Source organism: Kitasatospora sp. NPDC001660 (genome assembly GCF_053596725.1).
In genome coordinates, this window is the sequence record NZ_JBSFGU010000002.1 from 148611 (window position 1) to 162796 (window position 14186).

Genomic DNA, 14186 nt, shown 5'->3' on the forward strand with positions numbered 1-14186 from the left:
AAGAATGCCCCAGGTGACGGACGCTGACGACAACGGCTTCCCGGGGGACCTGCCACCCTTCGCCGAACTGGTGCTCGACCTGACCGAGCGGATTCCACCCGGCCGGGTGATGACGTACGGAGACGTTGCCGAGTACCTCGGCCAGGGCGGTCCGCGCCAGGTCGGACGGGTCATGGCCCTGTACGGCGGCTCGGTGCCCTGGTGGCGGGTGATCCGCGCCGACGGGCGCTTCCTGCCCGGCCACGAGCAGCGCGCCCTCGCCCACTACGGCGAGGAGGGCACCCCGCTGCGGGAACTCTCCGACCCGCCGCGAGTGGACCTCGAGCGGGCCCGGTGGGACGGCGGTGAAAGTCCACCGAATCCGGTACGCGGACGGGATTGACGGGGCAGGATCGTAGGCTCGATGCAGGCGGGCCCCGGCGGGCCCGCCCCGGCCATCCCCCCTGTTCGACCCCAGGATCTTCCGTGAGCGAGCGTAGCGAGCGAACCATCGAGAGGTGCGCACGGGCGAACGCCCCTGCCGAGCGCAGCGAGGCGGACGCGTGAGCACCCCCTACCGGCTCGTGCGCAGCCCGCTCGTCCAGCCCGAACCGCCCGTGCTGGACGAGTACCAGCGCGCCGTGGTCGAGCACACCGGCGGGCCGCTGCTGGTGCTCGCCGGCCCGGGCACCGGCAAGACCACCACGCTCGTCGAGGCCGTCGCCCGGCGGATCGAGCGCGGCACCGACCCGGAGCGGATCCTCGTCCTCACCTTCAGCCGCAAGGCCGCCATGGAGCTGCGCGACCGGATGTCCGGCCGCCTCGGTGCCTCCACCCCCGCCCCGCAGGCAACCACTTTCCACTCCTTCTGCTACGCCCTCCTGCGCGCCAACCAGGACCCGGCCGACTACGCCGAGCCGCTGCGCCTGCTCTCCGGCCCCGAGCAGGACGTCATGGTCCGCGAACTGCTCGCCGGCGGCGCCGAGGACGCCCGCCTGGGCTCCGGCAGGATCGGCTGGCCGCTCGACCTGCGGGCCTGCCTGACCACCCGCGGCTTCGCCGACGAGGTCCGCGCCGTCCTCGCCCGCAGCCGCGAGCTCGGCCTCGGCGAGGCCGAGCTCGAACGCTTCGCCCAGGGCGTCCAGCGCCCCGACTGGGCCGCCGCCGCGCACTTCCTCGCCGACTACCTCGACGTCCTCGACCTGCGCGGCGTCCTCGACTACGCCGAGCTCGTCCACCGCGCCGTCCTGCTCGCCGAACGCCCCGGGGTCGCCGAGGACCTGCGCGGCCGCTACGACGTCGTCTTCGTCGACGAGTACCAGGACACCGACCCCTCCCAGGTCCGCCTGTTGCGCCGGCTCGCCGACGGTGGGCGCGACCTCGTCGCCGTCGGCGACCCCGACCAGTCGATCTACGCCTTCCGCGGCGCCGACATCAACGGCATCCTCGACTTCCCGCAGACCTTCCGCCGGGCCGACGGCGCCCCCGCCGACGTCAGGGTGCTGCGGGTCTCCCGCCGCTCCGGCGCCGTCCTGCTCGCCGCCTCCCGCGAACTCGCCCGCCGCATGCCGATGGGCCGCCTGCCCGCCGACAAGCTCGCCCAGCACCGTGCCCTGCTGCCCTCCCGCGAGGGCGGCCGGGTCGAGGTCTACACCTACCCGACCCCCGGCGCCGAGCTCGACTCCGTCGCCGACCTGCTGCGCCGCGCCCACCTGGAGGACGGCGTGCCGTGGGGCGAGATGGCCGTCCTCGTCCGGGCCGGGGCCCGCTCCATACCGGGAGTGCGGCGGGCGCTCAGCGCGGCCGGCGTCCCCCTGGAGATCGACGGCGACGACCTGCCGCTGCGCGAGGAGCCGGCCGTCGCCCAGCTGCTGCTCGCCCTGCGGGTGTGCGCCGAGCAGGCCGCCCGGGACCGGCACGGTGACCCGGACGTCCCGGACCCACTGACCACGGACCTCGCCCACGCCCTGCTCACCGGCCCGCTCTGCGGCCTCGACGGCTCCGACCTGCGCCGCCTCGGCCGCGCCCTGCGCGAGGAGGAGCGCGCCGCGCTGCGCGCCGACGGCCGCCCCGCCGCGGTGCCGCGCCCGGCCGGCGAGCTGATCCGCGAGGCCCTCGCCGAACCCGAGCGGCTGGTCGCCCTCGACCCGGCCCACGCCCGGCGGGCCCGCGACCTCGGGACGCTGCTGCGCAAGGTCCGCGAGCTGCTCGTCGGCGGCTGCACCGCCGAGGACGCCCTGTGGGCGCTGTGGGAGGGCAGCCGCCGCTGGCGCGAGCGCCTGGAGCGGGCCGCCCTGCGCGGCGGCGCCGCCGGCCGCAACGCCGACCGCGACCTCGACGCGCTGTGCGCCCTGTTCGAGACCGCCGCACGTGCCGAGGAACAGGTCACCGGCCACCGCAGCGCCCTCGACCTGCTCGCCGAGCTGGAGGCCCAGGACATCGCCGCCGACACGCTCACCGTGCGCACCGTCCGCCCCGAGGCCGTCCGGCTCATGACCGCCCACCGCTCCAAGGGCCTGGAGTGGCGCCTGGTCGTCGTCGCCGGCGTCCAGGACGGCCTCTGGCCGGACCTGCGCCGGCGCGGCTCCCTCCTGGAGGCCGACCGGATCGGCCGCGACGGCCTCGCCGAGCCGCTCTCCCCGGCCGCCCTGCTCGGCGAGGAGCGCCGCCTCTTCTACGTCGCCGCGACGAGGGCCAAGGAGCGGCTGATCGTCACCGCCGTCAAGGCGCCCGCCGAGGACGGCGACGAGCCCTCCCGCTTCCTGCGCGAGCTCTACCGCGAGGACGTCGACCCGAGGACGGGCCGCGTCGTGCGCCGCACCCCGCCGGTCACCGTCGAGGACGTCACCCACCGCCCGCGCCGCCCGCTGTCCGTCCCCGCGCTCGTCGCCGAGCTGCGGGCCGTCACCGTCGACCCGGCCCGCTCGCCCGAGCTGCGCCGGGCCGCCGCCGAGCGCCTCGCCACCCTCGCCGCCGCCACCGACGAGGACGGGCTGCCCCTCGTGCCCGCCGCCCACCCCGAGCGCTGGTGGGGCCTGGACGACCCGACCGCCGCCCCGGAGCCGCTGCGCGGCCCCGACCTGCCGGTGCGGCTGTCCGGCAGCGGCCTGGAGCAGCTGGAGAACTGCTCGCTGCAGTGGTTCCTGGACAAGGAGGTCAAGGCGCAGGGCCGCGGCTCGGCCGCCCAGGGCTTCGGCAACGTCGTCCACGCGCTCGCCGACGAGGTCGGCTCCGGGCGCACCCCCGCCGACCTCGCCGTCCTCATGGAGCGCCTGGACACCGTCTGGGACGCGCTGGCCTTCGACGCGCCGTGGAAGTCCCACCAGGAGAAGACCGAGGCCCGCGCCGCCCTGGAGCGCTTCCTCAACTGGCACGTCCTGGAGCGCGGCCGGGACGTCGTCGCCACCGAGCACGGCTTCGACGTCACCCTCGACGTCGGCGGCGTCTCGGTGCGCATCCGCGGTTCGATGGACCGGGTCGAGAAGGACGGGGCCGGGCGCGCCTACGTCGTCGACTTCAAGACCGGCAAGCAGATCCCGACCGACAAGTCGCTGCCCGAGCACAAGCAGCTCGCCGTCTACCAGCTGGCCGTCCGGGCCGGGGCGCTGAACGAGCTGCCCGGCTTCGCGGGCCGCGCCCCGCAGGCCGGCGGCGCCGAGCTGGTCCACCTGCGCGAGCCCGCCGCCAAGGCCGCCCAGGACGCCCCCAAGGTGCAGCGCCAGGAGCCTTCGGAGGGCGACCCGTGGGTCGAGAACCTGCTCGCCGAGGCGGCCGGGCGGGTGCTCGCCGAGCGCTTCGTGCCCCGCACCGGCGGCGGCTGCGACCGCTGCGCGTTCCGCCGCAGCTGCTCCGCCCAGCGGGACGGGGCGCAGCTGGTCGAGTGAAGGATGTCCGTCCCGCCGGTTAACGTTGCAAGGTGACCGCCGTGCTCAGCCACCCAGACCAGCTCAAGGAGCTGCTGGGGATCCCGTTCAACCGGGAGCAGATGGCGGCCATCGGCGCCCCCCTCGAACCCGCCGTGATCGTCGCGGGCGCGGGCTCCGGCAAGACCACGGTGATGGCCGCGCGGGTGGTGTGGCTGGTCGGCTCCGGGGCCGTGCGCCCCGACGAGGTGCTCGGCCTCACCTTCACCAACAAGGCCGCCGGCGAGCTCGCCGAACGCGTCCGCACCGCCCTGCGCGTCTGCGGGCCGGGGGAATCCTCCCCCGACCTGACGGCCGGGCGGTACCCCCAGGCCGAAGGCCGGGGCGGGGCCGCCGACCCGGATGGCGAGGCCGGGCTCGTCGAGCCGCTCGGCGAGCCCGCGATCTCCACCTACCACGCCTTCGCCGGCCGCCTCCTCAAGGAGCACGGCCTGCGCATCGGCGTCGAGCCCGACGTGCGGCTGCTCGCCGACGCCACCCGCTTCCAGCTCGCCGCCAAGGTGCTGCGCACCAGCCCCGGCCCGTTCCCCGCCCTGACCGGGACCTTCGCCAACCTCGTCGCCGACCTCATCGCCCTCGACGGCGAACTCGCCGAGCACCTCGTCGAACCGGACACCCTGCGCGCCCACGACGAGGAACTGCTCGACACCCTCGCCACCGCCAAGCTCACCAACGACGACCTGCGGGCCGTCCCGGCCACCGCCCGGGCCCGGCTCGAACTGCTGCGCCTGGTCGAGGACTACCGGCGCCGCAAGGCCGCCGCCGGGCTGATGGACTTCGGCGACCAGATCGCCGCCGCCGCCCGGCTCGCCCAGCGCCGCCCCGAGGTCGGCGAGCTCCTGCGCGGCCAGTACCGGGTCGTGCTGCTCGACGAGTACCAGGACACCTCCGTCGCCCAGCGGCTCATGCTCGCGGGCCTGTTCGGCGGCGCCCCCGGCGACAAGCAGGGTGGCGGCCACCCCGTCACCGCCGTCGGCGACCCCTGCCAGGCGATCTACGGCTGGCGCGGCGCCTCCGTCGCCAACCTCGACGAGTTCCCCCGGCACTTCCCCCGGGCCGACGGCCGCCCCGCCGCCCGCTACGCGCTCAGCGAGAACCGCCGCAGCGGCGGGCGCCTGCTCGCCTTCGCCAACGGGCTCGCCGCGCCGCTGCGCGCGATGCACGAGGGCGTCGAGGCGCTGCGCCCGGCCCCCGGCGCCGAGCAGGACGGCTTCGTGCGGGCCGCGCTGCTGCCCACCCACGCCGAGGAGATCGACTGGCTCGCCGACTCGATCGCCCACCTCGTGCGCACCGGCACCGCACCCGGCCGGATCGCCGTGCTGTGCCGGGGCGGTGCGGCCTTCCCGGACATCCACGCGGCGCTGGTGGCCCGCGACGTGCCGGTCGAGGTGGTGGGCCTCGGCGGGCTGCTGCAGCTGCCCGAGGTGGCCGACCTGGTGGCGGTCTGCGAGGTGCTCCAGGACCCGACCGCGAACGCGGCCCTGGTACGGCTCTTGATCGGCCCGCGCTGGCGGATCGGCCCGCGCGACCTCGCCCTGCTCGGACGCCGCGCCGCCGACCTGGTGCGCACCGAGCGGCCCGAGGGCGTGGAGGCGCTGGCCGCCGCCGTCGCCGAGACCGACCCGACCGAGGTGGTCTCGCTGGCCGACGCCCTGGAGACCTTCCTCGATGCCGATCAGACGGACGACCTCCCGTTCTCCGCCGAGGCCCGGGTGCGCTTCGCCCGCCTCGCCCAGGAGCTGCGCGACCTGCGCCGCTCACTGTCCGAGCCGCTGATGGACGTCCTGCACCGGGTGCTCGCCGCCACCGGCCTGGAGGTCGAACTCGCCGCCTCCCCGCAGGCGCTGGCCGCCCGCCGCCGGGAGACCCTGCACGCCTTCCTCGACGTCGCCGCCTCCTTCGCCGACCTGGACGGCGACCCGGGCCTCGCCGCCTTCCTCGGCTTCCTGCGCGCAGCCCAGGAGTACGAGCGCGGCCTGGACAGCAGCCTGCCCGGCGGCGAGGACACCGTGAAGGTCCTCACCGCCCACAAGTCCAAGGGCCTGGAGTGGGACGTCGTCGCGGTGCCCGGCCTGGTGAAGGGCGCGTTCCCCTCCGGCAGCCCGCGCGAGCGCTGGACCAGCACCAAGCGCGTGCTCCCGCACACCCTGCGCGGCGACGCGGCCACCCTGCCCGACGTGCGCGGCGGATGGAACGCCAGGTCGGTGGCCGCGTTCAGGAAGGAGCTGGCCGAGCACTCCGGCGTCGAGGAACTGCGCCTCGGCTACGTCGCGTTCACCCGGCCGCGCTCCCTGCTGCTCGCCTCCGGCCACTGGTGGGGGCCCACCCAGAAGACCGTCCGCGGCCCGTCCGCGTTCCTGGAGCAGCTGCGGGAGCACTGCGAGCAGCCCGGTGCGGGCGAGGTCGAGCACTGGGCCGAGCAGCCGGAGAAGGGCGCCGAGAACCCGGCGCTGGCCGCGTCCGTGGAGCGGCCCTGGCCGCTGCCGCTGGACCCGGCCGCCCAGCACGCCCGCCGCCGCGTCGCCGGCGTCGTGCGCGCCCGCCTCGCCGGCGCCCCCGCCCCCGAAGAAGAGCCGATGGGTGCCGAGGACCGCCGCCAGCTGGAGTCGTGGGACCGCGATCTCAGCGCGCTGCTGGGCGAGTTGGAGCGCTCCCGGCGCAGCGTCCGGGAGGTGCCGCTGCCCGCCGCGCTGTCCGCCACCCAGCTGCTGCGCCTGGCCGCCGACCCGGACGGCTTCGCGCACGACCTCGCCCGCCCGATGCCGCGCCCCCCGCAGCCGGCCGCGCGCCGGGGCACGCGCTTCCACGCGTGGGTGCAGTCCCGGATCGAGCCGCTGCTGCTGATCGGGCCCGGCGCGCTGCCCGGCGCGGACGACGACGGCATCGAGGACGAGCAGGACCTGGAGCGCCTCAAGGAGGCGTTCCTGCGCACCCCGTACGCGGACCGGAGGCCGTACCGGGTGGAGGCGCCGTTCCAGCTGGTGCTGGCGGGCCGGGTGGTGCGCGGCCGGATCGACGCGGTCTACCGGGAAGGTGACGAAACGTCAGGATCCGGTGGTACGTCACGCTACGAAGTGGTGGACTGGAAGACCCACCGCGAGGAGACCGCCGACCCGCTGCAGCTCGCGATCTACCGGGTCGCCTGGGCCGAGTGCGCAGGAGTCCCACTGGAGCAGGTCACGGCGTCGTTCCTGTACGTCCGCAGCGGCCGGATCGAACGTCCGTCAGGACTTCCCGACCGAAAAGAGTTGGAACGGCTCCTGATCGGGAACAGTGAAGAATGAGTCACGGAGAGCATCCAAGTCATCATGGCAACGGGCGAAACCTGTGCGTAGCGCACGTTTCGCGCCTATTGTGGGGTCGGTAACCGGTCAACCCCCGTACTCCGGCCGCCAGCGAGGCCCGCATTCCCTAACCCTCAGTCATCACCGCAGGTGCCCCCGGGCGCCGGCGTCTTCTGCTGGAGAAACCGAAGTTGAGCGCGACCGGATGGATCAGAGAGCGGTTCACCGGGCCGACCCCGGGACCCGCTCCGGGCGTGACCGGCACCTGGCCGAGGACGGCGCTCGCGCTGCCCTACATCGGCATGGCGCTGATCGTCCTCCTCGACTACGTCAGCGGCACCGAGGTGACGGTCGAACCCGCCCTCACCGCCGTACCCGCGCTGGCCGCCGTGGTCAGCCGCCGCACCTGGTACCCGCTCGTCATCGGCCTGTGCACCGAGGCCGTGGCCTTCCTGATGGCCTTCCGCGGTGACGCGCTCGGCCAGTCCGTGCACGCCGCCAGCGTCGTCGCGATCGTCCTGGTCGCGGCGATCGGCTGGGTCAGCGCCACCCTGCGGCTGCGGCAGGAACGGGCGCTCGCGGACGCGCAGCTCGTCGCCTCGATCGCCCGCCGCGTGCTGCTGAGACCGGTCCCCGAGCGGGTCGGCACCGTGCGCGCGGCCGTCCACTACGAGGCCGCCGCCGCGCACGCGCGGATCGGCGGCGACCTGTACGAGGTGGTCAACACCCGCCACGGGGTCCGGGCCGTGGTCGGCGACGTGCGCGGCAAGGGCCTCGGCGCGGTCGAGACGGCCGCCGCCGTCCTCGGCGCCTTCCGCGAGGCCGCGCACCAGGAGCCCGCGCTGGACCGGGTGGCCGGCTGGCTGGCCGTCAGCCTCCACCGGGCCCTGCACGAGAACGACCACCCGGGCGTCGAGGAGGAGTTCGTCACCCTGGTGCTGATCGGCGTCGCCCCGGACGGCACCGCCCAGATCGTCAACTGCGGGCACCCCTCGCCGCTGCTGCTGCGCGGCTCCGAGGTCCGCCCGCTCGAACTCGCCGAGACCGTGCCGCCGCTGGGCGTCCTCGACCCGGCCGACGTCCGCCCGCCGGTGCACCGCACGGCCCTGCTGCCCGGGGACCGGGTGCTGCTGTTCACCGACGGCGTCATCGAGGCCCGGGACCGCACCGGCGCCTTCTACCCGCTCGCCGAACGCTTCCCGCACTGCGCCGACGGCCGCCCGGGCGACGTCCTGCGGCGCCTGCACGAGGACGTCGTGCGCCACGTCGGACGCCAACTCGGCGACGACGCGGCCATGCTGCTCCTCCAGTACGACCCTCCCCCGGCCTCCGGCAGGGGGGACCCCCATGCCCGCCCGGTCGCCCACGTCCCGCACCAGAACGGGATCCTCTCGCACCTGAACTAGCGGCCGAGGAAACCCCTACAGCGACACCTCGACCACCAGCGGCCGGTGGTCCGACACCCCGGTGTGCGGCGCCGCCGCCGGGCCCACCGCCGCGCGCGGCACGCCGACGGCCAGCACGTGGTCGAACTGCACCGCGGGCCGGTGCGAGGGGTACGTCGGCGTGCGCGCCAGGTCGTGCCAGCCCTGCAGCCGGGCCCGCGGCTCGCGCACCCGCCGCCGGCGCGGCCCGGCCAGTGCCGGCCGGGCCCGCCGCGCCTCGCGCAGCTCCCGCACGCGCGTGCGCGGCGCGGTGCGCTCCAGCGCCGTCGCCCCGCCGAGCACCGTGCGCGGCACCGCGCCCACCAGGTTGAAGTCGCCCAGCACCAGGTAGGGCTGCGGCAGGTCGGCGATCCAGCGCCGGATGCCGGCCAGCTGTGCCATGTTCCATCCGGGCACGAAGGACAGGTGCGCCGCCACCACCGTGAACGGCCCGCGCTCGCCCTCCAGCACTGCGGCCAGGGCCGCCCGCGGTTCGTCCGGCACGGGGGTCAGCCCGCGCCGCCCGGCCACCCGCAGCGGCAGCCCGAACGGCGCCGGGGCGAAGCGGCGGGCCCGCCAGTGCCGCACCGGCAACCGGGTCAGCAGCGCCGTCCCGTAGGAGGGCGGGGCGCCGTCGCCGACCTCGCCCGGCCCGTACACCCGCAGGCCGTTCGGTGCGGTCGGCTCGCGCACCCAGCCGGCCACCGGCGCCGGGCGTCCGTGCAGGGCGGCGGCGAAGCGCCAGTCCCGGGCGCCCATCGCCCCGGCCGCGACCGCCGCCTGGTCGGTGCCGCCCGAGCGCGACTGGTGCCGGTCCACCTCCTGCAGGGCCAGCACGTCCACGTCCAGTTCGGCCACCGCCTGCGCCAGCGGGTCGCCGGCGTCGGCCGGGTAGGGCCGCGGGGCGCCGTCCGGGGCGAGCGGCTGACCGTGCAACAGGTTGAAGGTGGCGATGCGCAACTGGCTCACACCGCACGACGGTACCCGTTCGCCGGGCCGGGGACGGGCGCGTCGCTTGAGCCGGCCGGGCATACCGGGTATACATACTGGGTATGTCCATCCGTCACGGTCTGCTCGCCCTGCTCGACCAGGGCCCGCGCTACGGCTACCAGCTGCGCACCGACTTCGAGGCGCGCACCGGCGCCACCTGGCCGCTCAACGTCGGGCAGGTCTACACCACGCTCGCCCGCCTGGAGCGCGACGGCCTGGTCGAGCCCGCCGGGGAGGACGACGAGGGCCACCAGTTCTACGCCGTCACCGACGCCGGCCGGGCCGAACTGCGTGCCTGGTTCGACACCCCGGTGCCGCGCACCAACCCGCCGCGCGACGAACTGGCGATCAAGCTCGCGATGGCCGTCACCGTGCCCGGGGTGGACGTCTCCGCCGTCGTCCAGGGCCAGCGCCGCCACAGCATCAAGGCGCTCCAGGACTACACCCGGCTCAAGGGCCGGGCACTCGCCGGCGAGCCCCGGCCGGGCGCCGCCGGCGCTCGAGCCTCGGCGACCAACGACCTCGCCTGGCTGCTCGTCCTCGAACAGCTGATCTTCCAGACCGAGGCCGAGATCCGCTGGCTCGACCACTGCGAGACCCGCCTCGCCCAGCAGGCCGAGCTCGAACAGGCCGGGGCCGCCGAGCCCGCCCGCCAGGAGCCCGCCCGGGCCACCCGGCTGGGCCGGCGCCGCGCGCGCTCCTAGCACCGCACCGCATCTCTCCGTCCTGGCCCCGGCCCGGACCCCACCGACGTCACCGACGTCATCGATCCACGGGCCCGGCCGCGACCGGGCCCACAACCAGCAAGAGGGGGGAACGTGTCCCACACCGACCCGACCAGCAGCGGCGGCCGGCCCGTCCTGCACCTGGACGGCATCAGCCGGGTGCACGGCCAGGGCGCCGCCGAGGTGCACGCCCTGCGCTCCATCGACCTCAGGGTGAACCCCGGCGAGTTCGTCGCCGTCATGGGCCCGTCCGGCTCCGGCAAGTCCACCCTGCTCACCCTCGCCGGCGGCCTCGACACCCCGACCAGCGGCCAGGTCCTCGTCGAGGGCGTCGCCCTCGGCGGCCTCGGCCGCAAGCGGCTCGCCGAGGTCCGCCGCCGCTCCGTCGGCTACGTCTTCCAGGACTACAACCTGATACCGGCCCTCACCGCCGCCGAGAACATCTCCCTGCCGCGCGAACTCGACGGCCTCTCCGCCCGCGCCGCCCGCCGCGAGGCCCTCGCCGCCCTGGAGGAACTCGGCATCCCCGAACTCGCCGACCGCTTCCCCGACGACATGTCCGGCGGCCAGCAGCAGCGCGTCGCCATCGCCCGCGCCCTCATCGGCGACCGCCGCCTCGTCCTCGCCGACGAGCCCACCGGCGCCCTCGACTCCACCACCGGCGAGGCCGTCCTCGCCGTCCTGCGCGCCCGCTGCGACGCCGGCGCCGCCGCCATGATGGTCACCCACGAGGCCCGCCACGCCGCGTGGGCCGACCGCGTCGTCTTCCTGCGCGACGGGCGCATGGTCGACGAGAGCGTCAGCCAGGACGCCGGCAGCCTGCTCGTCAGCGCCGCCACCAACGCCAAGCGTCAGGGGGAGGAGTGAAGTTCAGCTCCTGGCGGGTCGCCCTGCGCATCGCCCGCCGCGACGCCCTGCGCGCCAAGGGCCGCAGCGCCCTCGTGGTCGCCATGGTCGCCCTGCCCGTCCTCGGCGTCACCGGCGCCGACGTGTTCTACCGCAGCGCCCAGCTCACCCCCGCCGAACGCGCCGAGCGCGTCATGGGCCGCTCCGACGCCGAACTGCGCCTCACCGAACGCGGCGCGACGCTCAAACAGGCCCCCGACCCCAACGACGGCATCAAGTTCGCGTCCACCAGAGGCAGCAACGAGGGCCCCGCCCCCGACCCCACCCCCGAGGAACGGCGCAGCCGCGACGCCGACCCCGGCACGCTCATCCGCCAACTCCTGCCCGCCGGCACCATTTTCGTGCCTGAGCGGCAGGGCCCCTTCACCGCCACCACCAGCGCCGAGGGCCTCATCTCCGCCGACACCGTCGAGGCCGACCTCACCGACCCCGTCTGGCAGGGCAAGATCAACCTGGTCGGGGGCCGCGCACCGAACGCCGCCCACGAGATCGCCGTCACCCGCACCTTCCTCGACCGCTCCCGCCTCAAGCTCGGCGCCACCACCACCGTCCGCGGCCTCGACGCCACCCCCTTCACCATCACCGGCGTCGTCGAGTACCCCGGCGAACTCAGCGCCACCACCCTCGTCGCCCGCCCCGGAGAGCTCGTCGACCCCCTCGCCAAGCCCTCCGGCGCCAACGGCGAACCCCCGCACGAACTCGACCACTGGCTCGTCCGGATGCCCGCCGGCACCACCTTCGACTGGGCCAAGGTCACCGAACTCAACAAGTACGGCTTCACCGCCACGTCCCGCGCCGTCCTCGCCGACCCGCCGCCGCGCGCCGACGTCCCCTTCTACGCCGAACAGCAGAAGGGCACCACCACCCCGCTCCTCGACCGCACCGCCGTCGTCATCCTCGCCACCGTCGTCGGCATGGCCCTCCTGGAGATCGTGCTCCTCGCGGGTCCCGCCTTCGCCGTCGGGGCCAGGCGCTCGCGGCGGCAACTCGGCCTGCTCGCCGCCGGCGGCGGCGACCGCGCCCAGATCCGCGCCGTCGTCCTCGGCGGCGGCGTCGTCCTCGGCACCGCCGGCGCCGTCCTCGGCCTCGGCGTCGGCCTCGGCCTCGTCGCCCTCCTGCGCACCCGCGCCGAGGACTACGCCGGCCAGCGCTTCGGCCACTTCGCCGTCCAGCCGCTCGACCTCGCCGGCGTCCTGCTCATCGGCCTCGTCACCGGCCTGCTCGCGGCCGTCGTCCCCGCCGTCCAGGCCGCCCGCCAGGACGTCGTCGCCGCGCTCACCGGCCGCGACTCCCTCAAGCCGCCCAGCCGTCGGCTCGCCCTGCTCGGCCTCGCCATGCTCGCCGGCGGCGCCGCACTCGCCCTGCTCGCCACCACCGCCGGTCTCGTCAGCCGCAGCATCGGCGTCCTCGGCGGCTCGGTGATCGCCGAACTCGGCATGGTCGCCCTCGTGCCCTACCTCGTCGGCCTCTTCGGCCGCATCGGCGGCCGGCTGCCGCTCGGCCCCCGCCTCGCCCTGCGCGACTCGGTGCGCCACCGCGGCCGCACCGCCCCCGCCGTCGCCGCCGTCATGGCCGCCGTCGCCGGCGCCGTCGCCGTCTCCGTCTACGTCGCCAGCACCGACGAGCAGAACCGCCGCGACTACGTGGCCTCCGCCCCCGCCGGGGCCGTCATCCTCGGCGCCGGATGGGGCCCCGCCTCCGACGGCTCCCTCCTGCCCCAGATGCGCGCCGCCGTCGAGGCCAGCATCCCCGACCTCGGCCGCCGCGCCGACGTCAAGAAGCTCACCTACCCCGCCGACTGCAAGGAAGGGCACAGCTCCTGCGGATGGGTCACGCCCCTCATGCCGCCGGAACTCCGCTGCCCCCTGGAAGGCGACGACGGCAAACTCCCCCTCGCCGAGGTCCAGCGGCTGCGCCGCGAGGACAAGCGCTGCCAGTACGACGGAAGCCGCCGCGGCTCCACCATCTACGGCGGCATCGGCGCGGGCGACGCCACCATGCTGCGCAACCTGCACGGCATCACCGACCCGGCCGCCGCCCAGGCCCTCGCCGACGGAAAGGCCGTCGTCCTCGACCCGCGCTACATCAAGGACGGCAAACTCATCATCCAGACCAACGACCCCGCGCCGCTCCCCAGCGCGGGCGTCAACGCGGCCCCCTACCACCCGTCGCCCGAGGACGAGCGCAAGCGCCAGCACGAGACCACCGTCGACGCCTACCTCGCCACCACCCCCGTCCAGACCGCCATCGCCGTCCTCAACCCCGACACCGCCCGCCGCCTCGGCCTCGGCGTCGTGGACGCCGGCTCCGTCTGGCTGCCCGCCGCCCCGCCCGGCGACGGCGCCGAACAGAAGGCCGCCGGCGCCGTCGGCAAACTCGCCGACCACACCGAGTTCTCCGTCGAACGCGGCTACCAGCCCAAGGGCGACCTCATCAGGATCGGCCTGTCCGGCTTCGCCGCCCTCGTCGCCCTCGGCGCCGCCGGCATCGCCACCGGACTCGCCGCCGCCGACTCCCAGCGCGACCTGACCACCCTCGCGGCGGTCGGCGCCACACCCCGGATCCGGCGCACGCTCTCCGGCTTCCAGTGCGGCGTCATCGCGGCCATGGGCACCCTCCTCGGCACCGTCTGCGGAGCCGTCCCCGCCGTCGCCCTGCGCAAGGTCCTCGGCGCCGTCGAGCCCTACCCCGGCGTCAGTCCCGAGGAGATGGCCAACCGGGCCCTCGTGGTCGTCCCGTGGGGCAACGTCGCCCTCGTCGTGATCGGTCTGCCGATCGTCGCCGCCGGCCTCGCCGCCCTGCTCACCCGCTCGCGGATCCCGCTGCTGCGCCGCACCGGCTGAGCCCGCGTCGCCCGCCCACGGCCAACCTCCGTCACCCCCGCCCGCCGCGTCACGGCGGACGGGGGTGACGGAGGTTACAGCCCCGCGGGGGCCCGGCAACCGGACGGCCGGG

General features: G+C 75.7%; 8 protein-coding genes. 7 read left to right on the forward strand and 1 reads right to left on the reverse strand.

Annotated features, from left to right (window positions below; genetic code table 11):
- Nucleotides 1-4 precede the first annotated feature (4 nt).
- The 4 genes from ACWCXH_RS02655 (at nt 5) to ACWCXH_RS02670 (ending at nt 8592) form a co-directional block, all read left to right on the forward strand.
- Nucleotides 5-382 (forward strand): MGMT family protein, encoded by a 378-nt coding sequence (locus ACWCXH_RS02655; RefSeq protein WP_449799490.1) that lies wholly within the window; start codon nt 5-7, stop codon nt 380-382.
- Nucleotides 383-542: 160 nt separating this feature from the next.
- Nucleotides 543-3863, forward strand: a complete 3321-nt coding sequence (locus ACWCXH_RS02660; protein WP_449799491.1) for an ATP-dependent helicase — start codon at nt 543-545, stop codon at nt 3861-3863.
- A 32-nt stretch (nt 3864-3895) separates the two neighbouring features.
- A complete protein-coding gene (locus tag ACWCXH_RS02665) occupies nt 3896-7186 on the forward strand; it encodes a UvrD-helicase domain-containing protein (RefSeq protein ID WP_449799492.1) in 3291 nt (1096 codons plus the stop codon).
- 254 nt (nt 7187-7440) lie between these two features.
- Nucleotides 7441-8592, forward strand: coding sequence for a PP2C family protein-serine/threonine phosphatase (locus ACWCXH_RS02670; RefSeq protein ID WP_449799493.1), 1152 nt, complete (start codon nt 7441-7443; stop codon nt 8590-8592).
- Between the two features lie 15 nt (nt 8593-8607).
- Here ACWCXH_RS02670 and ACWCXH_RS02675 read toward each other — a convergent pair whose 3' ends face one another.
- Complete coding sequence (locus ACWCXH_RS02675) at nt 8608-9579, reverse strand: endonuclease/exonuclease/phosphatase family protein (protein ID WP_449799494.1); 972 nt, start codon at nt 9577-9579, stop codon at nt 8608-8610.
- A gap of 83 nt (nt 9580-9662) precedes the next feature.
- Here ACWCXH_RS02675 and ACWCXH_RS02680 point away from each other — a divergent pair, with 83 nt between their 5' ends.
- The 3 genes from ACWCXH_RS02680 to ACWCXH_RS02690 all read left to right on the forward strand — a co-directional run bounded on the left by ACWCXH_RS02680 (nt 9663) and on the right by ACWCXH_RS02690 (nt 14074).
- Nucleotides 9663-10304, forward strand: a complete 642-nt coding sequence (locus ACWCXH_RS02680; protein ID WP_449799495.1) for a PadR family transcriptional regulator — start codon at nt 9663-9665, stop codon at nt 10302-10304.
- 114 nt (nt 10305-10418) lie between these two features.
- Nucleotides 10419-11192, forward strand: a complete 774-nt coding sequence (locus ACWCXH_RS02685) for an ABC transporter ATP-binding protein (RefSeq protein WP_449799496.1) — start codon at nt 10419-10421, stop codon at nt 11190-11192.
- The gene (locus ACWCXH_RS02690) at nt 11189-14074 is read left to right on the forward strand and encodes an FtsX-like permease family protein (RefSeq protein WP_449799497.1); all 2886 of its coding nucleotides are present in this window, start codon (nt 11189-11191) and stop codon (nt 14072-14074) included. The genes ACWCXH_RS02685 and ACWCXH_RS02690 overlap by 4 nt, the downstream gene beginning before the upstream one ends.
- The last annotated feature ends 112 nt before the right edge of the window (nt 14075-14186 follow it).